The sequence below is a fragment of the Amycolatopsis sp. NPDC006125 genome (genome assembly GCF_040614195.1).
In the GTDB taxonomy this organism is placed as follows: Bacteria; Actinomycetota; Actinomycetes; order Mycobacteriales; family Pseudonocardiaceae; genus Amycolatopsis_E; species Amycolatopsis_E tucumanensis.
The window spans coordinates 1-24734 of the sequence record NZ_JBEXTZ010000095.1; the positions used below are offsets into that span (position 1 = coordinate 1).

Annotated in this window: 24 protein-coding genes; 8 read left to right on the plus strand and 16 right to left on the minus strand. The window is 72.1% G+C overall.

Features of this window, described 5'->3' with window-relative positions; genetic code table 11:
- Nucleotides 1-101 precede the first annotated feature (101 nt).
- Both fgd and ABZ193_RS34520 read right to left on the minus strand, forming a co-directional pair.
- Complete coding sequence (gene fgd, locus ABZ193_RS34515; RefSeq protein ID WP_020422190.1) at nucleotides 102-1106, minus strand: glucose-6-phosphate dehydrogenase (coenzyme-F420); 1005 nt, start codon at nucleotides 1104-1106, stop codon at nucleotides 102-104.
- A 59-nt stretch (nucleotides 1107-1165) separates the two neighbouring features.
- Nucleotides 1166-2860 carry an AMP-binding protein gene (locus ABZ193_RS34520; protein WP_354712830.1) on the minus strand — a complete coding sequence of 565 codons (1695 nt, stop codon included), beginning with the start codon at nucleotides 2858-2860 and terminating at the stop codon, nucleotides 1166-1168.
- A gap of 141 nt (nucleotides 2861-3001) precedes the next feature.
- Here ABZ193_RS34520 and ABZ193_RS34525 point away from each other — a divergent pair, with 141 nt between their 5' ends.
- Nucleotides 3002-4333 (plus strand): MFS transporter, encoded by a 1332-nt coding sequence (locus tag ABZ193_RS34525; RefSeq protein ID WP_237338709.1) that lies wholly within the window; start codon nucleotides 3002-3004, stop codon nucleotides 4331-4333.
- A 36-nt stretch (nucleotides 4334-4369) separates the two neighbouring features.
- On the opposite strand, the gene ABZ193_RS34530 is transcribed toward ABZ193_RS34525, so the two are convergent.
- The 8 genes from ABZ193_RS34530 to ABZ193_RS34565 form a co-directional block, all read right to left on the minus strand.
- Entirely contained in the window at nucleotides 4370-5179 is an 810-nt protein-coding gene (locus ABZ193_RS34530; RefSeq protein WP_020422187.1) for a LuxR C-terminal-related transcriptional regulator, read from the minus strand.
- Between the two features lie 159 nt (nucleotides 5180-5338).
- Nucleotides 5339-6325 (minus strand): transketolase C-terminal domain-containing protein, encoded by a 987-nt coding sequence (locus tag ABZ193_RS34535; protein ID WP_354712831.1) that lies wholly within the window; start codon nucleotides 6323-6325, stop codon nucleotides 5339-5341.
- Nucleotides 6322-7182, minus strand: coding sequence for a transketolase (locus ABZ193_RS34540; protein WP_354712832.1), 861 nt, complete (start codon nucleotides 7180-7182; stop codon nucleotides 6322-6324). The genes ABZ193_RS34535 and ABZ193_RS34540 overlap by 4 nt, the downstream gene beginning before the upstream one ends.
- Before the next feature lie 51 nt (nucleotides 7183-7233).
- Entirely contained in the window at nucleotides 7234-7917 is a 684-nt protein-coding gene (locus ABZ193_RS34545) for a GntR family transcriptional regulator (RefSeq protein WP_020422184.1), read from the minus strand.
- 23 nt (nucleotides 7918-7940) lie between these two features.
- On the minus strand, nucleotides 7941-8405 hold the full coding sequence (locus tag ABZ193_RS34550; protein WP_354712833.1) for a ribose-5-phosphate isomerase: 465 nt from the start codon (nucleotides 8403-8405) through the stop codon (nucleotides 7941-7943).
- Nucleotides 8402-10075 (minus strand): dihydroxyacetone kinase family protein, encoded by a 1674-nt coding sequence (locus ABZ193_RS34555; protein ID WP_354712834.1) that lies wholly within the window; start codon nucleotides 10073-10075, stop codon nucleotides 8402-8404. Before ABZ193_RS34555 ends, ABZ193_RS34550 begins: the two co-directional genes overlap by 4 nt.
- A gap of 14 nt (nucleotides 10076-10089) precedes the next feature.
- The gene (locus ABZ193_RS34560) at nucleotides 10090-10863 is read right to left on the minus strand and encodes an SDR family NAD(P)-dependent oxidoreductase (protein ID WP_020422181.1); all 774 of its coding nucleotides are present in this window, start codon (nucleotides 10861-10863) and stop codon (nucleotides 10090-10092) included.
- 23 nt (nucleotides 10864-10886) lie between these two features.
- Nucleotides 10887-11699, minus strand: a complete 813-nt coding sequence (locus ABZ193_RS34565; RefSeq protein ID WP_354712835.1) for a sugar phosphate isomerase/epimerase — start codon at nucleotides 11697-11699, stop codon at nucleotides 10887-10889.
- A 187-nt stretch (nucleotides 11700-11886) separates the two neighbouring features.
- On the opposite strand from ABZ193_RS34565, the gene ABZ193_RS34570 reads away from it, so the two are divergent.
- From ABZ193_RS34570 to ABZ193_RS34580, 3 genes are read left to right on the plus strand one after another with little or no spacing between them, the layout of a single operon-like run.
- On the plus strand, nucleotides 11887-13230 hold the full coding sequence (locus ABZ193_RS34570; RefSeq protein ID WP_354712836.1) for an MFS transporter: 1344 nt from the start codon (nucleotides 11887-11889) through the stop codon (nucleotides 13228-13230).
- Nucleotides 13231-13290: 60 nt separating this feature from the next.
- Complete coding sequence (locus ABZ193_RS34575) at nucleotides 13291-13482, plus strand: tautomerase family protein (RefSeq protein ID WP_354712837.1); 192 nt, start codon at nucleotides 13291-13293, stop codon at nucleotides 13480-13482.
- A 51-nt stretch (nucleotides 13483-13533) separates the two neighbouring features.
- Nucleotides 13534-13845, plus strand: coding sequence for a hypothetical protein (locus ABZ193_RS34580; RefSeq protein WP_237338716.1), 312 nt, complete (start codon nucleotides 13534-13536; stop codon nucleotides 13843-13845).
- On the opposite strand, the gene ABZ193_RS34585 is transcribed toward ABZ193_RS34580, so the two are convergent.
- Nucleotides 13846-14454 (minus strand): helix-turn-helix domain-containing protein, encoded by a 609-nt coding sequence (locus ABZ193_RS34585; RefSeq protein ID WP_354712838.1) that lies wholly within the window; start codon nucleotides 14452-14454, stop codon nucleotides 13846-13848.
- 52 nt (nucleotides 14455-14506) lie between these two features.
- Between ABZ193_RS34585 and ABZ193_RS34590 the strand changes: the two genes are divergently transcribed.
- Nucleotides 14507-16663 (plus strand): glycoside hydrolase family 3 C-terminal domain-containing protein, encoded by a 2157-nt coding sequence (locus ABZ193_RS34590; RefSeq protein WP_354712839.1) that lies wholly within the window; start codon nucleotides 14507-14509, stop codon nucleotides 16661-16663.
- Between the two features lie 47 nt (nucleotides 16664-16710).
- Here ABZ193_RS34590 and ABZ193_RS34595 read toward each other — a convergent pair whose 3' ends face one another.
- The 5 genes from ABZ193_RS34595 to ABZ193_RS34615 form a co-directional block, all read right to left on the minus strand.
- The gene (locus ABZ193_RS34595; RefSeq protein ID WP_354712840.1) at nucleotides 16711-17835 is read right to left on the minus strand and encodes an NDMA-dependent alcohol dehydrogenase; all 1125 of its coding nucleotides are present in this window, start codon (nucleotides 17833-17835) and stop codon (nucleotides 16711-16713) included.
- A 25-nt stretch (nucleotides 17836-17860) separates the two neighbouring features.
- Nucleotides 17861-19315: a phenylacetaldehyde dehydrogenase StyD gene (styD, locus tag ABZ193_RS34600; RefSeq protein WP_354712841.1), complete on the minus strand. Its 1455-nt coding sequence runs from the start codon at nucleotides 19313-19315 to the stop codon at nucleotides 17861-17863.
- A 344-nt stretch (nucleotides 19316-19659) separates the two neighbouring features.
- Nucleotides 19660-19968, minus strand: coding sequence for an AAA family ATPase (locus ABZ193_RS34605; protein ID WP_020422172.1), 309 nt, complete (start codon nucleotides 19966-19968; stop codon nucleotides 19660-19662).
- Nucleotides 19969-19977: 9 nt separating this feature from the next.
- Complete coding sequence (locus tag ABZ193_RS34610) at nucleotides 19978-20892, minus strand: helix-turn-helix domain-containing protein (protein WP_027936482.1); 915 nt, start codon at nucleotides 20890-20892, stop codon at nucleotides 19978-19980.
- A gap of 88 nt (nucleotides 20893-20980) precedes the next feature.
- Nucleotides 20981-22288, minus strand: coding sequence for an MFS transporter (locus ABZ193_RS34615; RefSeq protein WP_237338721.1), 1308 nt, complete (start codon nucleotides 22286-22288; stop codon nucleotides 20981-20983).
- Nucleotides 22289-22398: 110 nt separating this feature from the next.
- Here ABZ193_RS34615 and ABZ193_RS34620 point away from each other — a divergent pair, with 110 nt between their 5' ends.
- The 3 genes from ABZ193_RS34620 to ABZ193_RS34630 are packed head-to-tail and all read left to right on the plus strand — an operon-like array spanning nucleotide 22399 to nucleotide 24675.
- Entirely contained in the window at nucleotides 22399-23304 is a 906-nt protein-coding gene (locus ABZ193_RS34620) for a DUF6772 family protein (protein WP_017981535.1), read from the plus strand.
- Nucleotides 23301-23636, plus strand: coding sequence for a hypothetical protein (locus ABZ193_RS34625; RefSeq protein WP_235716273.1), 336 nt, complete (start codon nucleotides 23301-23303; stop codon nucleotides 23634-23636). The genes ABZ193_RS34620 and ABZ193_RS34625 overlap by 4 nt, the downstream gene beginning before the upstream one ends.
- 16 nt (nucleotides 23637-23652) lie before the next feature.
- A complete protein-coding gene (locus tag ABZ193_RS34630; protein WP_354712842.1) occupies nucleotides 23653-24675 on the plus strand; it encodes a LacI family DNA-binding transcriptional regulator in 1023 nt (340 codons plus the stop codon).
- Nucleotides 24676-24734: the final 59 nt, after the last annotated feature.

Below are 24734 nucleotides of genomic sequence, written 5' to 3' on the forward strand. Positions count from 1 at the left end.
CACCACTGCCCGCGAGCGGCGCGGCGCGATCAACCCAGCTCGCGCAGCCGCAGCAACGGCGACCGCCCACCGGCACCACGGCCGTGAGCGGCGCGCGGGGCTCAGCCCAGTGCGCGCAGCCGCGGCAGGACGTCCTCGGCGAACTGCGTCAGGAACCGCTCCTGGTCGTGGCCGGGGCCGTGGAACACGAGGTGGTTCAGGCCCGCGTCCAGGTACGGCTTGATCTGCGCGACGGCCTCGTCCGGGTCGGAGGCCACGATCCACCGCTTGGCGACCTGCTCGATCGGCAGCTCGTCGGCCAGGCGCTCCATCTCCTCGGCCGAGGACACGCTGTGCTTCTGCTCCGGAGTCAGCGACAGCGGCGCCCAGAACCGGGTGTTCTCCAGCGCCTTCTCGTGGTCCCGGTCGTAGGACATCTTGATCTCGATCATCTTGTCGATGCCCGCGACGTCCCGCTCCGCCGCCGCGGCACCCTCGGCGACCGCCGGCATGAGCTTGTCGTTGTAGAGCTCCATGCCCTTGCCCGAGGTGCAGATGAAGCCGTCGCCGGCCCGGCCCGCGTACTTGGCCACCACCGGGCCGCCCGCGGCCACGTACACCGGCACCGGCTGCTCCGGCCGGTCGTAGATCTTGGCGTTGACCAGGGTGTAGTACTCGCCCTCGAACGACACGTTGTCGGTGGTCCACAGCTCGCGCATCAGCTTGATCGCCTCACGCAGCCGCGCGAACCGCTCCTTGAACTCCGGCCACTCCCGGCCCGACACCGCGATCTCGTTGAGCGCCTCGCCCGTGCCCACGCCGAGAATCACCCGGCCGCCCGACAGCAGCGACATCGTCGCGAACGCCTGCGCGATCACCGCCGGGTTGTACCGGAACGTCGGGGTCAGCACGCTCGTCCCGATCTGCACCCGGTTCGTCCGCTCCGCCACCGCCGACATCCAGGACAACGCGAACGGGGCGTGCCCGCCCTCGTGCCGCCACGGCAGGAAGTGGTCGGACACCATCACCGAGTCCAGGCCCAGCTCCTCGGCCCGCACGGCGTACTCGACCAGATCCCGCGGACCGAACTGCTCCGCCGAGGCCTTGTAGCCGACTTTCAGACCCACGTTCGTCCTCCCTCACACTGGTTGCTCACCTCCAACCTACTGCGCGCGGGAGGGACCGTTCAGCCGCGCAGGTCCGGGAACTGGTCGTCGCGCCACTCCGCGGGGCTGCCCGTGCCCAGCTCGTCCTCGCGGGACCGCAGCTCGACGCGCCGGATCTTGCCGGAGATCGTCTTGGGCAGCTCGAAGAACTCGAGCCGCCGCACCCGCTGCCACGGCGCGAGGTTCTCGCGGGCGTGCCGCAGGATCGACAACGCGGTCTCCTTGGTCGGCTCGTGGCCGGGCGCGAGCGCGACGTAGGCCTTGGGCACGGCCAGCCGCACCGGGTCCGGCGCGGGCACGACCGCCGCCTCGGCCACCGCCGGGTGCTCGATCAGGACCGACTCCAGCTCGAACGGGCTGATCTTGTAGTCGCTGGCCTTGAACACGTCGTCGGTGCGGCCGATGTAGGTGATGTAGCCCTCGGCGTCGATCGTCGCCACGTCACCCGTGTGGTAGTAACCGCCCGCCATGGCCTCGGCGTTGCGCTCGGGGTCGCCGCGGTAGCCGGTCATCAGGTTCACCGGCGAGCGCGACAGGTCCAGGCAGATCTCGCCCTCGCCGGGACCGGTCAGCGGCTGCCCGCTCGCCGGGTCGACCAGCACGACCGGCACCCCCGGCAGGGCGCGGCCCATCGAGCCGGCCTTGACCGGCGAGCCGGGCGTGTTGCCGACCTGCGCGGTCGTCTCGGTCTGCCCGAAGCCGTCCCTGATCGTCAGCCCCCACGCCCGCCGGACCTGCTCGATCACCTCCGGGTTGAGCGGTTCCCCCGCGCCGATGACCTCGCGCAGCGCGGACGGCCGCTCGCCCAGGTCGGCGTTGATCAGCATGCGCCACACCGTGGGCGGGGCGCAGAACGAGGAGACTTCGCGCTTCCGCAGCTGCTCCAGCAGCGCGGCGGCGTCGAAGCGGCGGTAGTTGTAGACGAAGATCGTCGCCTCGGCGATCCACGGCGCGAAGAAGCACGACCACGCGTGCTTCGCCCAGCCGGGCGAGGAGATGTTGAGGTGCACGTCGCCCGGCCGCAGCCCGAGGAAGTACATCGTGGACAGATGCCCGACCGGGTAGGACACCTGGGTGTGCTCCACCAGCTTCGGCCGGGACGTGGTGCCCGAGGTGAAGTACAGCAGTAGCGGGTCGCCGGGCGCGGTGCCCGGGTGTTCGACCGGGACGTGCGGCGTGTCCGCGGCCTCACGCAGGTCGGCCCAGCCGTCCGCCGCGCCGACGCTGATCTGGGTGTAGCCGCCGGGCACGTCGGCGAACTTGCCGGTGTCGGCGGCGTTGCAGATGACGAACTCCGCGCCGCTGCGGGTGATCCGGTCGGTCAGGTCGGCCGGGCCGACGGCGCTGGTGGTCGGCAGGATCACCGCGCCCAGCTTCATGATCGCCAGCATCGACTCCCACAGCTCGACCTGGTTGCCGAGCATCAGCAGCACCGGAACGCCGCGGCGCACGCCCCGCTCGCGCAGCCACGCGGCCAGCCGGTCCGAGGCGCGGGACATCTCGGCGAAGGACCGCTGTGTGGTGGTGCCGTCCTCCTCGGCGATCACCAGCGCGGGCCGGTCGTTGTCGCGCGCGATCGCGTCGAACCAGTCCACCGCCCAGTTGAACCGCTCCCCCAGCTCGGGCCAGCGGAACTCGGCCACGGCGCGGGCGTGGTCCTCCCGCAGCGCCACCAGCTGGTCCCTGCTCGCACGGTAGGCATCGGTCGCGTTCACCGCTTTGTGTCCTTTCGCTCGGGCTGCCCGACATCATGCAATCGGCCGCCGCCGGGGCGATACCCACGGATGGGGGTAGCGCCCGTTTTGTCCATACCGGACGATTCCTGGCCAGTGAGACCTCAACGACGAGGAGAACCCGTGTCGAGCCAGACCCCGGCGGTCCCGATGCGCAAGGTGGCCGTGGCCAGCTGCGTCGGGACGACCATCGAGTACTACGACTTCTTCATCTACGGCACCGCGGCCGCGCTGGTGTTCCCGAAGGTGTTCTTCCCCGCGCTCGGCGCGACGGCCGGGACCGTGGCCGCGTTCGCCACGTTCGCCGTCGCGTTCATCGCCCGGCCGGTCGGCGCGATCCTGTTCGGACACTTCGGCGACCGCATCGGCCGCAAGCGCACCCTGATCTCCACGCTGCTGCTGATGGGCATCGCCACCGTCCTCATCGGACTGCTGCCGGGCGCGGCGACCATCGGGGTGGCCGCGCCGATCATCCTGGTCGTGCTGCGGTTCGCGCAGGGGCTCGCGGTCGGCGGCGAGTGGGCCGGGGCGACGCTGCTGACCGCGGAGTACGCGCCACCGGCCAAACGCGGCCTGTACGCGGTGTTCCCGCAGCTGGGCCCCGCGATCGCGTTCGCGTTGTCCAGCGGCACGTTCCTGGTGACGAACCTGGTGATGGGCGACGCGGACGCCGCGTTCCTGGACTACGGGTGGCGGGTGCCGTTCCTGGTGAGCATCCTGCTGGTGGCCGTCGGGTTCTATGTGCGGATGAGCATCGCCGAGACCCCGGCGTTCGTCGCGGCGGGCGGCACCGCGGGCCTGGACCGCCCGAAGCGGCTGCCGTTCCTGGAGGCGGTGCGCAAGCAACCGCGGGAGATCCTGCTGTCGGCCGGTTCGCTGACGATGCTGTTCGCGTTCTTCTACATGGGCACCACGTACCTGACCAGCTACGGCACGAGCAAGACCGGGGCGGGGCTGACGCGGCCGGTGGTGCTGGGCATCGGCATCGCGGCGGCGGTGGCGTTCGGGATCGTCATCGTGGTCGCCGGCGTGCTGTCGGACCGGCTCGGGCGGCGGCGGGTGATCGTGTACTCCTCGGCGCTCGGCGTGGTGTGGTCGCTGGCGCTGTTCCCGTTGCTGGACACCGGCAGCCCGGTCGCGTTCGCCGTCGGTGTGCTGGTCACGCTGATGATCTTCGCAGTGGCGTACGGGCCGGCCGGGTCGTTCCTGCCGGAGTTGTTCCAGACCCGCTTCCGCTACACCGGCGCGGGCCTGGGTTACAACCTCGCGGGTGTCCTGGGTGGCGCGATTCCGCCGCTGGTGGCGCCCGGCCTGACCGCGAGCTTCGGCAGCATCGCGGTCGGCGTGATGCTCGCGGTGACGGGGCTGATCTCGCTGGTGTCCACGCTGGCGCTGAAGGAGACCCGCGGCACCGCGATGACGGCCGGGCAGGCCAGCGAAGCGACCGTGGCCTGAACCGGGGGCCGGTGGCGCCGCGCGGCGCCACCGGCCTCAGGGCAGCAGCATCAGCCGGCGCGCCTTGACGACGGCTTCGTGGCGGGTGTGGGCGTCCAGCTTGCGCATCACGGAACCGAGGTAGGCCTTGACGGTCTCCCGCGACAGCGACAGCCGCTCGGCGACCTCGCCGTTGGTGAAGCCGAGGGCGACCTGGGCGAGCACGTCGGTCTCCCGGGTGGACAGACGCACCCGCGGGCCCTGGACGGGTTTGCCCTCGCCGAGGTCGACGAGCCGTTGCGCGGCCGCGTAGATCCGGCGGCGCGCCTCGGGGTCGGGCAGCGCGCCGGCGATGGCCCGCAGCTCGGAGTGCACGGAGCGCAGCTCCTCGCGGGTGGCCCCGGGGGACAGCGAGTCGAGGCGCGCGGTCAGCTCGTCGCGCTCGCTCAGCTCACGGGCGAGGCGCTTGCCGGACTCCATGAGGGCGTCGCGGACGCGGTCGCCGAACGTCACCGGCCGCCGCACCGCGCCGTACAGCACGCCGCGGCAGCGCCCGCCGGCCCGGACCGGCACGGCGATGATCGACGCCAGCCCCTCGGCGAGCACCGGGCGGTCGTAGTCGTGGGTGATGGTGCGGGCGCTGCCGTAGTCGCTCACGGCGATCGGGTGGCCCTGCATCAGCACGCGGCCGCCGAGGCCCGCGCCGGGCAGGACGTCCAGGTTGTGCAGCGCGGTCGTGCGTGTCCCGACGAAGCCCGACAGCCGCAACCGGCCGTCGACCACCTCGCCCCCGAACACGACGGGCAGACCCGCCACGCGGGCGGCGCCCTCCAACTCGACATGCAGCACCGAGCGGGCGTCAGACATCGGCGTCCGTCCTCCTCGCACCACACCATCGTCGGTCGCCCCACGGTACCCGCGTGACCAGGGCACGTCGACACCCGCGCGGTGGCGCTACCCCCGTCCGGGGGTAGCGCACGGCGTTCAACGGAGGTGGTCACGCAGCGGGCGTTCAGCCGAGGTGCCTCAGCCGAGCTCAGCCAGCACCCGCTCCACCACGCGGTCCGTGGCCAGCCCGTACCGGTCGTGCAGCGTGGGCAGCGCTCCGGCGGCCAGGAACTCGTCCGGCAGCGCGACCGGCACGATCCGGCCGGACACCCCGGCCCGCACCGCCGCCGAGGCCACCGTCTCGAACAGGCCGCCGACCACCGTGTGGTTCTCCAGCGTCACCGCGAGCCGGTCGCCGGCGATCTCGCGCAGCACGGTCTCCGAGTCGAACGGCTTGATCGTCGGTGTATGCACGACGGCCACGTCGACCTTGTGCGCGGCCAGCTTCTCCGCCGCCTGCAGCGCACGCATCGTCATCAGTCCACTGGAGACGAACACGACGTCGTTCCCGCCGCGGAGCACGGCAGCCTTGCCGAGCTCGAAGGAGTAGTCGTACTCGTCCAGCACCGTCGGCACCTTGCCGCGCAGCAACCGCAGGTACGTCGGCCCCTCGCACGCGGCCAGCTGCGGCACGGCCTGCTCGATGTCGACCGAGTCGCACGGGTCCACGATCGTCAGGTTCGGCATGCTGCGAAAGATCGCGATGTCCTCGGTGGCCTGGTGGCTCGGCCCGTACCCGGTGGTCAGGCCGGGCAGGCCGCCGACCACGTTGACGTTGAGGTTCGGCTCGGCGATGTCCAGGCACAGGAAGTCGTACGCGCGCCGCGCCGCGAACACCGAGTAGGTGGACGCGAACGGCACCAGCCCGACCTCGGCCATGCCCGCCGCGGCGCCGAGCAGCAGCTGCTCGGCCATTCCCATCTGGAAGAACCGGTCCGGGTGGGCCTGGGCGAACACGTGCATGTCGGTGTACTTGCCGAGGTCCGCGGTCAGCCCGACGACCCGGGTGTCCTGCTCGGCGAGCGCGGCCAGCGCGTGCCCGAACGGCGCGCTCGTCGTCTTCTGGCCGGGGTCGGCGAACGACGCGATCATCGCCGACGTGGTCAGCCGTTTGGTGGTGGTCACGCCCGCGCTCCTTCGTCCAGCTGCCCGCGGCAGATGTCCCACTCGTGCTCGTCGATGCGCATGAAATGCGCCTTCTCCCTGGTCTCCAGCAGCGGCACGCCCCGGCCGATGCGGGTGTCGCACAGCAGCACCGACGGCTGCCCGTCCGGCCGCGCCTGCTCGGCGATCTCGTCGAACGCGCCGAGCAGGGCGGGGATGTCGTTGCCGTCCACGCGGCGGACGAACCAGCCCGCGGCCGCCCACTTGTCCACGACCGGCTCGGTGCGCAGCACACCGGCGGTGGGGCCGTCGGCCTGCAGCGCGTTGATGTCGACCATCGCGGTGAGCAGCCCGAGCCGGTGGTGCGCGGCGCCCATCGCGGCTTCCCACGTGGAGCCCTCGTCGAGCTCGCCGTCGGAGAGGAAGTTGAACACCCGCGACGACGAGCCCCGCAACCGCAGCCCGAGCGCCATGCCGACGGCGACGGTCAGCCCGTGACCGAGCGAGCCGCCGGAGATCTCCATGCCCGGGGTGTAGGTCGCCATGCCCGACATGGGCAGGCGCGAGTCGTCCGAGCCGTAGGTCTCCAGCTCCTCGACCGGCACCACCCCGGCCTCGGCCAGCGCCGCGTACAGCCCGATGGCGTAGTGCCCGGTGGAGAGCAGGAACCGGTCCCGCTCCGGCCACTCCGGGTCTTGAGGCCGCAGCCGCAGCTGGTCGGTGTAGACGGTGGCGAGCAGGTCGGCGGCGCCGAGCGCCTGCCCGACGTAGCCCTGGCCCTGGGCCTCGCCCATGTTCAGGATGTGGTGCCGCATGCGGTGGGCCGCCGCGGCGACGCGGTCGGCACGGGTCGCCGACGGCGCGATCGATGCAGTCATGGATTGCGTCGCTTTCGTGATCCGGGCGGAAAACACGCCCGGGGGGAAGAGTCAGTTCTCGCCGGTGATCTCGATGCGCGGGCGGGTGCGCACCGTGCCGAACAGCAGGGCCTGCGCGGTGGCGACCATGTGCTCGGAGATCACGCTCTGCGTCTTGACCGGGTCACCGGACTCGATCGCCGTGACGATCTCCAGGTGGCGGCCCGGGCTCATGTTGGACAGGGCGCGTTCCAGGCCGCGGTACATGATGCACATGCGGATCGGGCCTTCGAGGAGCTTCCACGAGCGCACCAGCGCGTCATTGTCGGTCAGCTCGACCAGCAGCTCGTGGAAGGCCAGGTCGGCCTCGATCTGGGCCTCCAGCGACACCCGGGTGGCGCGCGCCATCCGGTCCACCGCGGCCCGCAGGCGGCGGCAGTGCTCCTCGCGGTAGTAGCTCGACGCCAGCGTCTCGCCGGCCAGCGCCTCCAGCGCCGCCCGGACGGTGAAGGTGTTGATGATGTCCTTCTCGCTGATCAGCCGGACCGTGACGCGGCCGCGCTCGCCGTATTCGACGAGCCCCTCCTGCTGGAGCTGGCGGAACGCCTCGCGCAGGGTGCCGCGGCTGATGCCGAGCTGCTCGGAGACCTGCACCTCGCCGAGGTGGCTGCCCGGCGGGAACTCGCCGGTCGTGATGGCCTGGCGCAGCGTGTCGACAGCCATCTGCCGCAGGTTGCGGTTCGGCTCCTTCACCACGCGCGCCCTCCCCGGGCTGGTCGTCAGCACCGCTCGTACTCGCTGATCAACGATACCTTCGCCGCGCTGGCGGACCGCTCGTCGAAGGTGTATCCCAGCCACTCTGCCACGAGCCGCCGTGCCAGCTCCAGCCCGACCACCCGCTGCCCGAGCGCGAGCACCTGGCAGTTGTTGGACAGGATCGAGCGTTCGACGGAGAACGAGTCGTGCGCGGTGGTGGCCCGCACGCCGGGCACCTTGTTCGCCGACAGCGCCATCCCGATGCCGGTGCCGCACACCAGCACCGCCCGGTCGGCCCTGCCGTCGCGGATCGCCTCGCCCGCGGCGAGCCCGATCTCCGGGTAGGGCCGGTGCACGTCGTCCGCGCCGCGGTGCACGCCCAGGTCGATCACCTCCGCCACCCGCGGGTCGGCCCGCAGGTCGGCGGCGAGTTGTTCCTTGTAGTCCAGGCCGGCGTCGTCGCAGCCGACCACGATGCGGTAGTTCATCGCGTCCCTTCTCGCAGGTACTCGGAGACGGTGCGGGCGATCAGGGCCAGCGACACGGCTCCCGGGTCCGGGGTGCCGACGCTGCGCTCGGCGAGCGGGCGGGCCCGTCCCCTGCGCGGCACCAGATCGGCGGTGGCGCGGGCAGCGTCTTCGGCGGCGGCCGCGGCCTGCGCCCAGGTGCCCGAGGCGAGCCGCTCGCGGAACGGCACCAGCGCGTCGACCAGGGTCTTGTCGCCGGGCTCGGCGCCGCCGAGGGACATCACGCGCTCGGTGAACGCGTCCACGGCGGCGACCGCGTCGATCGTGCCGTCGCCGATGACCTCGCCCGCCGCACGCAGCCCGGCGCCCCACAGGACCCCGGACGTGCCGCCGGCGCGGGCAGCCCACTCGTCACCGGCGGCGGCGAGCACGTCGCCCGCCCCCGCGCCCTGGTGCCAGGCGGCTTCCGCGGCGGTGACGGCGGCGTCGATGCCGCGGACCATGCCACGGCCGTGGTCGCCGTCACCGGCCACCGCGTCGATCGCGCCCAGCTCGGATTCGGCTTCCCGCAACGCTTTCCGCACCGCGCGCAGCCCGTCGAGCACCGCCCCGGCCAGTTCCCGGGACTCCGCGGAGGCCTCGGCGAACCGCGGGCCGTCGTCGGTCACCTCCGCGACGGCCTCCTCGCCGGAGTCCGCGGCGCTGGCGCCTCGGCGGAACGCGGGCGTCCACGCGGGCGCGGTCCACAGCCGTTCCAGCTCGTCGTCCAGCCAGGTCACGGTCAGCGACACCCCGGCCATGTCGAGGCTGGTCACGAGCTCGCCGACCTCCGGCAGCACCAGCGTGTGGCCGGATTCGCGCAGCAGGCGGCTCACGTCGGCCCACAGCACGAACAGCTCCTCGTGCTTGACCGAGCCGAGCCCGTTGAGCAGCACCGCGATCCGCTCCCCCGCCCCGGCCGGTTTCTCCGCGAGGACGCGCCGCACGAAATCCGCGGCGAGTTCCCGCGCGGCAGGCCGCGGCACGTCGCGCAGGCCGGGTTCGCCGTGGATGCCGAGCCCGAGGCCCATGTGCCCGTCCGGCACGGTGAACAGCGGGGCGTCCGCGCCGGGGAACGTGCAGCCGGCGAAGGCGGCGCCGATCGTGCGGGTCGCGTCGTTGGCCTTGCGGCCGACGCGCACGACCTCGTCCAGGTCCATGCCCTCCTCGGCGGCCGCGCCCATCACCTTGAAGACGGTGAAGTCCCCGGCGATGCCGCGGCGCTCGGCGGGCAGCTCCGCGCTGGCGATGTCGTCGGTGACCACGACGTTCTCCGCCCGGATCCCCTGCGCCCGCAGGCGTTCGGTGGCCAGGCCGAAGTTCATCACGTCGCCGGCGTAGTTGCCGTAGGTGAAGACGACGCCCGCGCCGGAGTGCGCCGCCCGCGCCACCGACACCGCGTCCTGCGCGGACGGCGAGGTGAACAGGTTGCCGCTCACCGCGCCGTCGGCCAGGCCGGGACCGATGACGCCGTAGAAGGCCGGGTAGTGGCCGGACCCGCCGCCGGGCAGCACGGCCACCTTGGGCCGCGACGGCCGGTTGCGGCGGACGGCCCCGCCGGGCACGCGCCGCACGGTGTCCGCGTGCAGCTCGCAGAACCCGGCGAGCGCGTCCTCGGCGAAGGTCGCCGGATCGTTGCTGAGGTAGGTCATCGCGCTTCCCGTCCTCAGTGGAGGAACGAGCCACCGTTGATGTCGATGGTCGTGCCCTGCAGGTAACCGGCGTCCTCGCTGGTGAGCCACGCGATCACGCCGGCCACGTCGGCCACGGTGGCCTGGCGGCCGATGGGGATGCTCTTGACGATCGCGGCCTCGAGCTCCTCGGTGGTGCCGACGCGGATGTCGGTGTCCACCGCGCCCGGCGCGACCGCGTTGACGGTGACCCCCGCGTCGCCCAGTTCGCGGGCCAGCGCCTTGGTGAAGCCGAGGATCGCGGCCTTCGCCGAGCTGTACGGCGTGCGGCCGAACACGCCGCCGCCCTGCTGCGCCGACACCGAGGACATGTTCACGATCCGGCCCCAGCCCGCCTCGATCAGGTCCGGCAGGAACGCCTTGGTGACCAGGTAGGTGCCGGTCGCGTTGACCGCCATCACCTTGTTCCACAGTTCGAGCGTGGTCTCCAGGAACGGCACCGGCGAGGTGATGCCGGCGATGTTGACGACCGCGCCGACGGTCGGCAGCCGCCCGGCGTCGACCTCGGCGCGCACGGCCCGGTAGGCGGCGAGCACGGACGGCTCGTCGGCCACGTCGACGCCGTGCGCGAACACCGGCGCGCCGGTCCCGGCGGCGATCTCGTCGGCGGCCTCTTTGGCGGCGGGCTCGTTCAGGTCGAGCACGGCCACGGCCCAGCCGTCCCGGGCGAGGCGGGCGGCGGTGGCCTTGCCGATCCCGCGGGGCGCGCCTGCCCCGGTGATCACGGCGGTGCGCTGCGTGTCAGGCATTTCGGTGTCTCCTTGCATGGGGTTCACAGGCCGGCGATGTAGGCCGCGGCCTTGACCGCGGCCGCCGGCCGTTCGTCGTCGGTGACGTCCCGGGTCTCCAGTTCCAGGGAGCTGGCGCCCTGGTAGCCGGTGGCACGCAACGCGGCGAAGGTGGCCGCGAAGTCGACCACCCCGTTGCCGATGCTGTGGTTGATGTGACCCGGGGTGGCGTCGCGCAGGTGCACGTGGGCGATGCGCGCGGCGAACCGCTCGGCGTAGGCGGCGGGGTCGCCGCCGGAGGCGACGATGTGGCTGGTGTCGAGCACCAGGCCCACCGACGGGTCGAGCCGGTCGGCCAGCTCGGCGGCCAGATCGGTGTTCCAGCACAGGCGGTGGTAGTGCGGGGCCTCGACCCACAGGGCGACGCCGTGCCGCGCGGCGGCCTCGGCGGCCCGGTGCAGCTGCGCCGCGACCAGGTCGAGGTCCGCGTCCAGGGTCGCGACCGGGTCGTGGGACTGGGCACCGCAGGGCAGGACCAGTGCGTCGGCCGCGCAGGCCGCGGTGAGGTCGAGCAGGCGGCGCAGGTGGGCCGCCCGCTCGTCCTCGTCGTGCGGGCGGTTCAGGTCACCGATGTCGCCGTTGACCGAACGGACCCGCAGACCGGAGGCCGCCACCTCAGCGGCGACGGCGCGCACCGCGTCGTCGGTCAGGTCGTACGGCACGTGGTCGCACACCCCCGGCAGCGCGCCGAGGTCGATCTCGCCGAAGCCGCACTCCGCGATGACCGCCAGCGCCGCCGGCAGTGGCAGGTGCCGGAAGCTGATCGTCGAACAGCCCGGCCATCCGGTTCGTTCCATGGTCGGCAATGTTAACAGAGCTGTGTCAACAGACAAGGTTTCCGCAGATTTTGCCCATGACAGCGAGGTAGAACAGGAAACACACTGTTGACATCACTGGGATAGCAACGCACGATGTCCTGCATTGTTAACAGGAGGGCACGGCGACGTAGGGTCGTGGTGGCCCCTGACAGGAAGGCAATCGACAATGCGCAGCGAAGCGCTCACCATGCGCGGTCCGGTGCACGGCACGCCCGATGCGCGCCGCGTCGCGTGGGGCTCCACCGCGGGGGCCGTGATCGAGAGCTACGACTTCATCGGCTTCGGCACCGCCGCGGCGCTCTACTTCGGACACGCGTTCTTCCCCAGCGCCTCACCCGTCATCGGCACGCTGTCCGCGTTCGCCACGCTCGGTGTCGGGTTCGTCGCGCGGCCGATCGGCGGCATCATCGGCGGCCACCTCGGCGACAAGATCGGCCGCAAGCCGGTGCTGGTCGCGTCCCTGATCGTGATGGGACTGGCGACGTTCGCGATCGGGCTGCTGCCGACGTACGAGACGGCCGGCGTGCTGGCCCCGGCGCTGTTGGTGACCGTGCGGATCATCCAGGGCATCGCCTACGGCGCCGAGTGGGGCGGCGCGATCCTGATGACCTACGAGCACGCGCCGTGGCGCCGCAAGGGCGCGTTCACCGGCATCGTGCAAGCGGGGTTCCCGATCGGACTGCTGCTGGCGAACCTGGTGTTCCTGGTGTCGGTGAACCTGTCCGGCGACTGGGCGTGGCGGGTGCCGTTCCTGGCCAGCCTGATCCTGGTGATCGTCGGCCTGATCGTGCGCGCGAAGGTGCCCGAGTCGCCGGTGTTCGAGGACGTGCGCGACAGCGGCGACATCGTGAAGGCGCCGATCGTGCAGGTGCTGCGCGAGGACTGGCGCAACGTGCTGCGCGGCATCGGGCTGCGGATCGCCGAGACCGCGGGGTACGCCGTGGCCATCACGTACATGATCTCGTACCTGAAGTCCGAGGAGCTGGCGACCAGCGGCGAGACGATCATGGCGCTGTGCATCGCGTCGACGGTCGGCATCGGCGCGACGATCGCGTGGGGCGGGCTGACCGACCGCATCGGACGGCGTCCCGTCTACCTGTGGGTGACACTGTTCGGCGCGCTGTGGGCGATCCCGATGTTCCTGCTGGTGAACACGGCGTCGCTGATCGCGATCGTGGTCACGGTGATCGTGTCGTACGCGGTGTGCCAGAACGCGCTGGCCGGCGCGCAGGGCGCGTGGTTCCCGGAGCTGTTCCAGGCCAAGACCCGCTCCTCTGGGGCGTCGCTGGCATACCAGATCTCGGCGATGATCTCGGGTGTCACGCCGTTCGTGACGACGCTGCTGTTCCTGTGGCTGGGCTGGCTCGGGCCGGCGCTGCTGTTCCTCGCCTACTCCGCGCTGGGCCTGGTGTCGGCGCTGCTGACGCGTGAGACGTGGGGCCGGGCCGAGCGCGAAGCCGCCGACCGCGCGACCGCGGAAACGCCGGCCGAACCGGTGCGGCTGTCCTGACCTCCCGCGCCGGGGTCCGCGATGATGGGAGCCCGGACCCCGGCACCCGAGGAGGCTTCGATGCCGTTGATCCAGGTCAGCCTGCGCGAAGGCCGCGACCCGGAGCGGATACGCGCGCTGATCACCGCCCTGACCGAGGCCACGGTGGCGGCACTGGACGCGCCGAAGGAGTCGGTGCGCGTGATCGTCACCGAGGTGCCCGGCAGCCACTGGGCCGCGGGCGACGTCACCCTCGACGAGAAGGACGCTTGACTCCCGCCGCCGGTGATCGATAATCACGGGCGGCGGTGAGGGGGTGGGCCGGTGGTTCCGGTCGGTGCGGTCCGGTGGTCCGGCGCGGGCTGCCTGGTGGGGCCGCTGCTCCTGCTGGGCCTGATCGCGGGCGCGGTGGTCCAGAACCTGTTCGACGGGCACTCGCTCGTCACCGACATCGGCTGGGTGGCGGGTTTCGTCCTCAGCGCGGTGCTGATCCGGGTGATCGGCCGCCGGCTGAACCGCCACGGCAACGTCCACACCCTGTACGACTCGCCGATGCAGAGCTACATGTGGCTGGCGGTGGCGTGCGCCGTGCTCACGCTCGGGATCATCCTGCTGTTCCGCCTGCTGCCGGACTAGTCACAGCCCCGCGAACAAGCGCTCCGCCGCGGCTTGCCACTCCGCCACCAGGTCCGTGCCGTCCGGGTCGCGGAGCCACTGGATCTGCAGCCCGTCCATCGTCGCCATCACCTGGCGCGCCAGCGACGCCGGGTCGGGCACGCGGCCGGACGCCATGGCCGTGAACTCCGCCAGCACCCGCTCCTGCCGCGCCGCGAAGTAGGCCGCCGCGGGGTGGCCCGGCGCCAGCGATTCCGCCTGCAGCACCGAAAACAGCCGCACGATCTCCGGTTGCGTGGCGTTGCGCCGCACCAGCGCCTCGCACGCCTCGGCCAGTGAGATGTCCCGCGGCCAGCCCGTCGCGTCCGCGCCCAGCCCCAGCTGCTCCGCGAGCGACCGGAAGTCCTCGGCGTCCCGGTGGTCGAGCACGGCCAGCAGCAGCCCGTCCTTCGACCCGACGTGGTGCAGCAGCCCGGGCACCGTCAGCCCGCACGCGTCGGCCACGTCCTGCATCGACAGCGCCCAGAACCCGCCCTCGCCGATCAGGCGCGTCGCCACGTCGAGGATCTGCCGCCGCCGCTGCGCCGCGGGCAGCCGCGTCCGGTCCCGCCTCGTCTTGACCGCCTCCACACGCCCATCCTAGGCTACCGAGTACTTAGTAGGTACTAGGTAAGGACGCTCCGTGCAGCCTGATCCCACCGTCGCCGAGCAGGCGGCCCTCACCAGCGGCAACGACTTCTGGCACACCACCCCGGCGGCCGGGCTCCCCTCGATCACCGTCACCGACGGCCCGCACGGCCTGCGCCTGCAGGCGAGCGAGGACGACGTCGTCACCGGCCGCCCGGCCACCTGCTTCCCGCCCGCCGTCGCGACGGCCTCGACCTGGGACCCGGGCCTGCTGCGCCGCATGGGCGAGGCGCTGGGCGACGAGTGCCGCGCGATGGACGTCGCCGTCCTGCTGGGCCCCGGCATCAACCTCAAGCGCACCCCGCTGGGCGGCCGCAACTTCGAGTACTTCTCCGAGGACCCGCTGCTGACCGGCGTGCTGGCGACCGAGTGGGTGCGCGGCCTGCAGAGCCGGGGCGTCGGCGCGTCCCTGAAGCACTTCGCGGTCAACAGCCAGGAAACCGACCGCATGCGGATCAGCGCCGACGTCGACGAGCGCTCCCTGCGGGAGATGTACCTGCGCGCGTTCCAGCGGGTGGTGACGCAGGCGCGGCCGTGGACGGTGATGTGCTCGTACAACCGGATCAACGGCGTCCACGCGAGCCAGAACCACTGGCTGCTCACCGAAGTCCTGCGCGAGGAGTGGGGGTTCGAGGGCCTGGTGGTGTCGGACTGGGGCGCGGTCGCGGACCGGGTCGCCGCCGTCGCCGCGGGGCTGGACCTGGCGATGCCCGGCCCGGACGACGCCGGCGACCGGGCACTGGCCGAGGCGGTGGCAGACGGGCGGCTCGATCCCGCCGCGCTCCGGGCGGCCGCCGACCGGGTCCGCGCGCTGGGCGAGCGCGCCGCGGAGCGGGAGCCCGCCGAGTTCGACGCGGACGCCCACCACGCCCTCGCCCGCGAGATCGCCGCGCGGGCCATCGTGCTGCTCAAGAACGAGGGCGGCCTGCTGCCGCTGTCCGAGGGCCGGTCGCTCGCGGTGATCGGCGAGTTCGCCCGCACCCCGCGTTACCAGGGCGGCGGCAGCTCGCACATCACCCCGACGCGGCTGGACGACGCCCTCACCGCGCTCTCCGAATCGGCCGAGGTCCGCTTCGCGCCCGGCTACGACGACATCGACGAGGCGGTGGCGCTCGCCGCGGAGAGCGACGTCGCGCTGGTCTTCGTCGGCAGCGAGCACGAGACCGAGGGCGCCGACCGGGAGAGCGTCGAGCTGCCCGCCGCGCACCGCGAGCTGGTCGAGCGGGTCGCGGCGGCGAACCCGCGCACCGTGGTGGTGCTGTCCAACGGCGGTGTCGTGCTGACCCGCCCGTGGGAGGCGGCGGTGCCGGCCATTGTGGAGGGCTGGCTGCTCGGACAGGCCGGCGGCAGCGCGCTCGCCGACGTCCTCTTCGGACGGACCAACCCGTCGGGCCGGCTGGCCGAGACGATCCCGGTGCGGCTCGCCGACCACCCGTCCTACCTGGACTTCCCCGGCGAGAACGGGCACGTGCGCTACGGCGAAGGCCTGCACGTCGGCTACCGCGGCTTCGACGCCCGCGAGCAGGAGGTTGCCTACCCGTTCGGGTTCGGGTTGTCGTACACCACTTTCGAGTACGGCGCCGCGGAGGCGACCGCCACGGGCGCGGGCATCGAGATCCGGGTCCCGGTGACGAACACCGGGCAGCGGGACGGCCGCGAGGTCGTGCAGGTGTACGTGAGCGTGCCCGGTTCGGCGGTGCGGCGGGCTCCGCGCGAGCTGAAAGCGTTTGCGAACGTCCCGATCGCGGCGGGCGAGACGGCCGAAGTGGTGTTGCGCATCGCCCGCGAGGACCTGGCCTGCTGGGACACCCGCGTGAACCGGTGGATCGTGGAGGGCGGCGAATACCACTGCGCGGTGGGCTCGTCCTCACGCCACCTGCACACGACCGCGGTGGCCGAGGTGCCCGGCGACGAGGTGCGGGTGCCGCTCACCGGGGAATCCACAGTGGCCGAATGGTTCGCCGACCCGCGCGGCGCGGAACTGCTGGGACAGGCCTTCGCCGCGGCCGACGGGCGGATCGGACGACTGGTGGCCGACCCGTCGACCATCTCGCTGGTCGGCAGCCTGCCGCTGAGCCGGATGTCCGCCTTCCCGGGCAGCCCGTTGACGGCGGAGACATTGGCGAAGCTGATCGACGAGGTCAACGGCTGAACACGGACGGCCCGGCACCCCCGTCGAGCGCCGGGCCGTCCGCCGTCTCAGTCGAACACCACCAGGCCGCGGATGTTGCGGCCCGCGTGCATGTCCTCGTACGCCCGGGCGACCTCGTCGAGTGTGTACTCGCGCGTGATCAGCTCCTCGAGCTTGAGCTGGCCCGCCTGGTACATGCGCAGCAGGTTGGGGATGTCGCGGCGCGGGTTGGACTCGCCGAACAGCGAGCCCTGCAGCCGCTTCTGCATGAGCGTCAAATCGCCCAGCGCAATCGGCGCGCCGGCCTCGGTGATGTTGCCGAGGCCGGTCAGCACGACCGTCCCGGCCTTGCGGATCGACGCCAGCGCCTGGCCGACGTGGTCGCCCTGCACGACACCGATCGTCACGATCGTGGCGTCCGCGCCCTGCCCGTTGGTCAGCGAGCGCGCGAGGTCGGCCGCCTCCTCGATGGTGGCGAACGCGTGGGTCGCGCCGAACACCTTCGCCTTGTCCCGCTTGAACTGCACGGGGTCCACGGCGATGATCGTCTTCGCGCCGGCGTGCGCCGCGCCCTGCAGGGCGTTCGCGCCGATGCCGCCGATGCCCATGACGATCACGACCGCGCCGGGCTTGATGTCGGCCGAGTTGACCGCCGAACCCCACCCGGTCGGCACGCCGCACCCGACGAGCGCGGCCGCCTTCAGCGGGATGTCCTTGCCGATCTTGACGACCGAGTCCACCGACGCGGTGGTGTACTCGGCGAACGTAGAGATGCCGCACTGCTGCCCGACCGGGTTGCCGTTCTCGGTCATCCGGAAGCTCGTCGGGTCGTCCGCGCGGGCGCCGGTGAGCAGCGACGCGCCGAGGTCGCACAGGTTGGACAGCCCCTGGGCGCAGAACTCGCACTTGCCGCACGCGGGCAGGAACGAGAACACGACGTGGTCGCCCACCTCGTAGCCGGGCGTGTTCGGGCCGACCGCGGTGACGACACCGGCGCCCTCGTGTCCGCCGACGTACGGGTACACCGCGACGGGCACGTCACCGGTGGCCACGTGGTCGTCGGAGTGGCACAGGCCGGACGCGGCCAGCTTGACGGTGACCTCGCCCTGGCGCGGGTCGTCCAGCTCGACGGTGGCGGTTTCGTAAGTGCCTGGGGCCTGGCGGACCAGGGACACCTTGGTGGTGATGGGCATGCTGCTCCTCCTCGAGCGAGCGTCCTTACAGGACGACGGTGACGACCTTCTCCTCGGTGTTGGCGAGGATCCCGCTCCAGCCGAGCTCGCGGCCGACGCCGCTGGACTTCATCCCGCCCCACGGCAGGGCGGCGTCGATCGGGGCCCAGCCGTTCACGCCGACCGCACCGGCGCGAACCTGCGCGGCGAGGGTGTACGCGGCGGTCACGTCCCGGGTCCAGATGGTGGCGGCGAGGCCGTAGGTGGTGTTGTTGGCGATGCGGACGGCGTCGGCCGGGTCGTCGAACGGGATCACCGAGCCGACCGGGCCGAAGATCTCCTCGCGCGCGATCGTCATGTCGTTGTCCACGTCCGCGAAGATGGTCGGCTGCACGAAGTAGCCGGGCCGCTCGGGGCGGGTACCGCCGGCGACGAGCCGGGCGCCCTCGGCGCGGCCCTTCTCGATGTAGCCGAGCACGCGCTCCTGCTGCTTCTTGTTGACCAGCGCGCCCATCGTGGTGACGGGGTCGAGCGGGTCGCCGAGCACCTGCTGCCGCGCGGCGCCGGCGAGGGCGTCGACCACGTCGGAGTACAGCGAACGGTGCACGAGCACGCGGGTGCCCGCGGCGCAGACCTGGCCCTGGTTGAAGAACAGGCCCATCGCGGTGCCGCCGATGGCCGCTTCGAGGTCGGCGTCGGCGAGGATGATCTGCGGCGACTTGCCGCCCAGTTCCAGGGTGATGCGCTTGAACGACTGGGCCGCGGCGACGCCGACGTGGCGGCCGACCTCGGGGCTGCCGGTGAAGCTGATCTTGTCGACGTCCGGGTGGTCGATCAGCGCCTGGCCGGTGACCTCGCCGAGGCCGGGCAGCACGCTGACCACGCCGTCGGGCAGGCCGGCCTCCTTGAGGAGCTTGGCCAGGTGCAGGATCGACAGCGGCGCGTCCTCCGGCGGCTTGACCACGACGGTGTTGCCCGCGGCCAGCGCGGGTGCGAGCTTCCACGCGGTGATCATCAGCGGCGTGTTCCACGGGATGATGGCGGCGATGACGCCGACCGGCTCGCGGCGCGTGTAGGAGTGGGTGGGGCGGCCGAGGTAGCCGTCGGTCGGGATGACCTGGCCGGTGATCTTGTCGGCCCAGCCGGCGAAGTGCCGGAACGTGCGGGCGGCGTTGGGCATGTCGAGCACGGTCGGCTGGCCGACGGGCTTGCCGATGTCGAGTGCTTCGAGACGGGCGAGCAGCTCGGCGTCGCGGTCGATCAGGTCGGCGACGCGGTTGAGGATGAGGCCCCGCTGGGAGCCGGGCAGGGCGGCCCACTCGCCGGACAGCTGGGCGCGGGCGGCCTTGACCGCGGCGTCCACGTCCTGCGCGGACGCGGCGGCGACGTCGACCAGCTTCTCCTCGGTGGCCGGGTTGAGGTCGGCGAACGTGCCTCCGGTGCCGTCGCGCCACTGGCCGGCTAGGAAGAGCTGGCTGGGGAAGGTCTCGATGGTGGTCACGGGCGGTGCTCCTCGGCGATCGGCGTCGACCACGACCCGGACGGGCCGTCTGCCCCGAGGATGCGCCACGTCACAGTGGCCGGTCTTGCGTCTGCGCGCACGGCTCTTGTGCGTGCGCGCACCAGATCAGCTCTCGGCGAGCAGGTGCCGCAGATACCGCTGCGGCGCGGCGAGGAAGTCGCGGGTCAGGCGCACCGGCAGCCGCGCTGCTCGGTGAGTTCGGCCAGCCGCGCCAGCACCGCCGCGCACCCGCGCACCCGCGCACCCGCGCGCCGAGAGCGTCGCTTCCGGCTCATCCGGCTCATCCGGCAGGTGTAGGCCATGTGGCCCGAACCGGTGCCTCACTAGGCCCCGGAACGACTCCCCGTGCGAGCGTTCGTGACGAAACACCCCAGGTGATCGCCCAGGGCCGACTCGCTGGCGCGGGTCGCGAAGTTGAAGTTCCGGCTGCCGCCCTCGGGGTTGAAACCCGCGGCTACCGCGAGCGCCTCCACCAGGGTCGACTTGCCGCTGCCGTTCTCACCGACCAGGAAGGTCACCCCGGGCGCCAGCGGCAGACCGCCGGAGCGGGCCAGGTGCGCCACCACGGGCAGGGTGAACGGGTAGCTGCCCAGATCCGCGCCCGGGGCAAGCCGGACCCGCTGCACGAACACCGGCGCGCGCTACCCCGCCACCAGCTGCGCCCGGTGCTCGCGCGGGGTGCGGCCGTACTTGGCCCGGAAGGTGCGGCTGAACTGCGCCGCATCCACCAAGCCCCACGACGCCGCGATCGCCGCGACCGGGCGGGCCGCCAACGCCGGGTCGGCCAGGTCGTGCCAGCACCGCTCGAGCCTGCGGTCCCGGATCCAGCCGGTGATCGTCGCGCCGCGGCGTTCGAACAGTTTCTGCAGCTGGCGCAACGAAACGTGCACCGCGGCGGCCACTTCGGACGGGGACAGCGCCGGGTCGGACAGGTGCTCCTCGATGTACCGCTGCGCCGCCGTGACCACCGTGTCCGCGGGCGGCTCGGCCTGCGCGGCGAAACACGCGGCCAGCATGTCGACCGCCGCGTCGGACAGGAAACCCGCCTCCGGGCCGGGCCGCGCCACCCGCGGGTCCAGCCCGCGCAGCAACGCCGACGTCAGCGCGCCACTGCCGGCCGAACCGGGGATCGTCACCGCCGTCAGATCGTCCACCCGCGGCGCCCGCGGCTTCAGCCGCCGCCGCGGCACGAGCAGCACCAGCATCTCGAAGTCGTCGTCGAAAACCAGCTCGTACGGCCGGTTCGTGTCGTACACGGTCAGATCACCGGGCGCCAGCCGCGCGGTGCGGCCGTCCTGCTGGACGACGCCGTGCCCGCGCAGCTGCAACCCCACCTTGTACAGGTCGCCCGCCCGGCGCCGGATCAGGCCGCGGGTGCGCCGCGTGACCTGGCGCGTCGAGCTGACCACGGAGACCTGCAGGTCGGCCATCGGCCGGGCGTGCACCCGCCCGTGGAACCGGTTCCCGACCGAGACGACGTCCAGCGGCACGAACGCGCTGGCCAGCACGTCGCGCCAGGACTCCAGGCTCGTCGCGGCGCCGGCGTCCAACGTCATCGGGAACGCGCCCACCTCGGCCTCCTCGCCTCGAATAACCGAACGCCCGGTCGGATTGGCGCCATGGTACGTGGCGGGGTGCCGGGCGTCACCCTCCCGCCGGGGCCGTCACCCGCGCGGCGCCGCGGCGGCGCAGGTGCTCCGGCTCGGCGATGAACCGCGCCCCCAGCACCGAGAGCAGGCACAACAACCCGCACACCAGCGCGATCGGCCAGGTCTGCCCGCCGGACGCGGACGTCAGCGCGGCCGCCACGAACGGGATGCAGCCGCCGACCACCGCGCCGGCGATCTCGCGGGTGAACGTGACGCCGGTGTAGCGGTAGCCGACCGGGAACAGCTCGGACATCATCGTCGCCTGCGAGGCCAGCGTCAGGTCGTTGCACAGCGTGTAGAGCAGGACCAGCGCCGCCCAGATCACCACCGGCGTGCCGGTGTCCAGCAGGAAGAAGAACGGGTAGAACAGCAGCGCCGCCGCGGTCGCCCCGGTCATCATCACCGGCCGCCGCCCGAAGCGGTCGCACAGCCAGCCCGCGGTCGGCACGGTGACCACCTTGAGCGCGTTGGCGATGACGATGCCCAGCAGGCCGACCCACGCCGCGGTGCCGACCTCCTTGGTCAGGTAGCTCAGCGCGTAGACCGAAGGCAGGTAGCTGATCACGTTGGGTGCGACGGAGATCAGCATGCCGGGCAGGATCTTGCGCCCGGAAGTGGCGAACAGCGCCCGCAGCGGCGCCCGCGTGGCGCGGCCCTCCTCCTTGGCGCGTTCGAACTCCGGGCTGTCCGGCACCTTGAGCCGCACGATCACGCCCGCGACACCGACCAGGCAGCTGAGCAGGAACGGGATCCGCCAGCCCCAGCCGGTGAAGTCCGCATCGGACATCAGCGCCGAGGTCAGGAAGAACACGCCGGTCGCGACCAGCGAGCCGACCGCGTTGCCGAGCGTCGGCGCGCTGGCGTTGATGCCACGCGCCCTGGTTTCGGCGTGCTCGGCGGACAGCAGCATCGCCCCGGCGTACTCGCCGCCGGCGCCGAGCCCCTGCACGACCCGCAGCAGCACCAGCGCCACCGGCGCGAACACGCCGGCGGTGGCATAGCTGGGCAGCAGGCCGATCAGCGTGGACGCCACGGCCATCACCATCAGGGTCACGAACAGCATCGTGCGGCGCCCGACGCGGTCGCCGAGGATGCCGATGATCACGCCGCCGACCGGGCGCGCGAAGAACCCGACGGCGAACGTGGCCAGCGACGACAGGGTCGCGACGACGGGGTCACCGGAGGGGAAGAACACCTGCGGCAGCACGAGTGCGGCGGCCGTGCCGTAGAGGGAGAAGTCGTACCACTCGAGCGCCGTGCCCACGGTCGAGCCCACCGTGGCCCGGCTGATCCGGAGTCTCATCGCAGACCCTTCGTTGCGTCTGACGAACGTCTACATTAACGTTCATGGTGGCGACAGGCTACGAGTTCGCTTTCCCTGCGGTCAAGAGACAAGGAACCGCTTTGACTTCCATGAACGTTAATGAGACGGCCCTGTCGAAGTACAACCCGCTGTCCCGCGTGCTGTGCTTCGACCGGTTCGACTCCACCACGCACGGCTGGACCGAGCTGCTCGGCAACTACGACGGCCGCGGCGACCTGGACACCGTGGACGACCACATGCGCGACTTCCGCCCGCCGCAGCTGTCCTCGTGCACGTTCTTCGACGTCGGCACGCACGGCACGCTGAGCGGCAACTACGCGCTCAAGCTCGCGACGCGCCCCTACCCCGGCCACACCGCGACCGGCATCCGCCGCCTGACGATGGCGGGCCGCGGCCGGGTCCGCATCGAGACCCACTTCGCGTTCAAGGCCGAAGCCACCGTCGGGCACGAGGCGCCCGCGTCGGTGCCGTGGGACGGCAACCGGCACCCGTCGGAGTCGCAGTTCGGGGCGTTCACCGTGGCCACCGACATCTGCTCGGACGGCGGCCTGCGCTACCACAACGTCATCCGCTACCAGAACACCAACCTGGACGGCGAGATGACGAACCGCTGGATGTACCCGGTGGTGCCGGAACCGACGCCGCGCGACCACCAGGAGGGCAAGTTCGCCCTCCCCTACGCCGCCGACTTCACCGCCCCGGACCCGGACGACTGGCGCACCTTCGGCGAGCCATTGGAGATGTGCGTCAACGAGGTGCCCACCAAGATCAACTGGCACTACCTGCGCTGGGACATCGACACCAGCACCCGGTCCAATGTGGAGCTCCAGCTCAACGACCGCGTGATGGACATGCGGGACGTGCCCGTGCCGCCGTACCCGGACCGCTACGGCACGCTGGACAACCTGCTCAACTTCTACTTCTCGGTCCGCACGCACTGCGGCGTCCGCAACTTCCTGTTCCTGGACTCGGTCCTGATCTCGGTGGATTGGTGAGGCACGACATGCGCTCGACGACGACGGCTGTCCTGGAACGCAACACCGTGGTGCGCGAGGACTTCGCGACCGAACCCTACGAGCTGCCGTGGGCCGCCGAGGCCCGGTTCTTCGTGCAGGCCCTCGACCTGGACGGCCCGCTGGTATTCCGCACCGAGATCTCCCCCGACGGCCTGCACTGGTGCCCGCTGGACGACGACGAGCACCGCATCGACGCGCCGGGCCTGATCACCTGGGCGGTGAGCGGGTTCGGCCAGTGGCTGCGGGTGCGCTGCGCCGTGGGTCCCGGCACGACCGGGAAGCTGCGCATCTATCTTGTTGGCAAGGGTTGATCCGGAGGTCAGGCTGGTGGTGCGCGCTCGGCGGGTCACGTTGCGTGACGTCGCGGACAGGGTCGGCCTGTCCGCGAACACGGTGTCGCGCGCGCTGTCGGGCAAGGACCAGGTCAGCGAGGCCACCCGGGAGATGATCGTCGCCGAGGCCCGGCGGCTGGGGTACGTGCCGAACAGCCACGCCCGGTCGCTGGTCTCCGGCACCACGATGGTGCTCGCGCTGGTGATCACCAACCCGTCCAACCCGTTCTACGCCGCGCTGATCTCCGCGGTGGAGCGGCAGTGCCGTCTCGCCGGGTACTCGGTCCTGCTGCTGGTCACCGAGGAGAACGAGGACAACGAGGAACGCGCAGTGCAGCAGCTGCTGCGCTTCGGCGTCGACGGGGTGCTCGCGGTGCCGATCCAGCACCGGCCCGGGGTGTGGGCGGAGCTGTCCGCGGCCGGGCTGCCGGTCGTGCTGCTCAGCCGCGACATCCCGGAGCTGGGGTTCGACTTCGTCGGCATCGACGTCGAGCAGGCGGTCGCGGACGCGGTGTCGCGCGTGGCCGTGCCGGGGCGGGCGTGGCTGTTCGAGGAGGACCTGGAGATCAGCACGGTCGCCCAGCGCATCGCGGGTTTCCAGCGCGCGCTCGGCGGCGATTCGCTGGTGCTGAAGGTGCCCGGGCACCGGACGCGGGACGCGGCGCTGCCGTGGCGGCCGGACGACGCCCACCGGCTCGCGGCCGGGCTGATCAGCCGTGAGCACCACCCGGAGCTGGTGGTCACCGGCAACGACTACTTCGCACTCGGGGTCTACAAGGCGGTCCGGGAGTGCGGGCTGACCGTCGGCGAGGACGTGCGCGTGCTCGGCTACGGCGATCACCCGTTCGCCGCCTACCTGGAGCCGGGGCTGACCACGATCCGGCTGCCCGCCGACGAGGTCGGCTCGGCCGGGGTGGAGTTGTTGCTGCGGCGGGTCGCGGACCCGGACCGGCCGCGGGAAACCGTGCGGTTGAGCGCCCAACTCGTCGAGCGCGGCTCGGCGCGCGTCGTGCGCTGATCGTCGCCGTCCGTCCAGGAAAGATCAACCTTCCCGCCACAATCCGGACATAGCGTCCG

Excerpts from the sequence above, each read along its gene's own strand:
- ABZ193_RS34565 (WP_354712835.1), bottom strand. The coding sequence starts at position 11,699 with ATGGAACGAACCGGATGGCCGGGCTGTTCGACGATCAGCTTCCGGCAC.
- ABZ193_RS34550 (WP_354712833.1), bottom strand. The coding sequence starts at position 8,405 with ATGAACTACCGCATCGTGGTCGGCTGCGACGACGCCGGCCTGGACTAC.
- ABZ193_RS34530 (WP_020422187.1), bottom strand. The coding sequence starts at position 5,179 with ATGTCTGACGCCCGCTCGGTGCTGCATGTCGAGTTGGAGGGCGCCGCC.
- ABZ193_RS34615 (WP_237338721.1), bottom strand. The coding sequence starts at position 22,288 with ATGAGACTCCGGATCAGCCGGGCCACGGTGGGCTCGACCGTGGGCACG.
- ABZ193_RS34560 (WP_020422181.1), bottom strand. The coding sequence starts at position 10,863 with ATGCCTGACACGCAGCGCACCGCCGTGATCACCGGGGCAGGCGCGCCC.
- ABZ193_RS34540 (WP_354712832.1), bottom strand. The coding sequence starts at position 7,182 with ATGACTGCATCGATCGCGCCGTCGGCGACCCGTGCCGACCGCGTCGCC.
- ABZ193_RS34570 (WP_354712836.1), top strand. The coding sequence starts at position 11,887 with ATGCGCAGCGAAGCGCTCACCATGCGCGGTCCGGTGCACGGCACGCCC.
- ABZ193_RS34610 (WP_027936482.1), bottom strand. The coding sequence starts at position 20,892 with ATGACGTTGGACGCCGGCGCCGCGACGAGCCTGGAGTCCTGGCGCGAC.
- ABZ193_RS34575 (WP_354712837.1), top strand. The coding sequence starts at position 13,291 with ATGCCGTTGATCCAGGTCAGCCTGCGCGAAGGCCGCGACCCGGAGCGG.
- ABZ193_RS34620 (WP_017981535.1), top strand. The coding sequence starts at position 22,399 with ATGAACGTTAATGAGACGGCCCTGTCGAAGTACAACCCGCTGTCCCGC.
- ABZ193_RS34595 (WP_354712840.1), bottom strand. The coding sequence starts at position 17,835 with ATGCCCATCACCACCAAGGTGTCCCTGGTCCGCCAGGCCCCAGGCACT.
- ABZ193_RS34555 (WP_354712834.1), bottom strand. The coding sequence starts at position 10,075 with ATGACCTACCTCAGCAACGATCCGGCGACCTTCGCCGAGGACGCGCTC.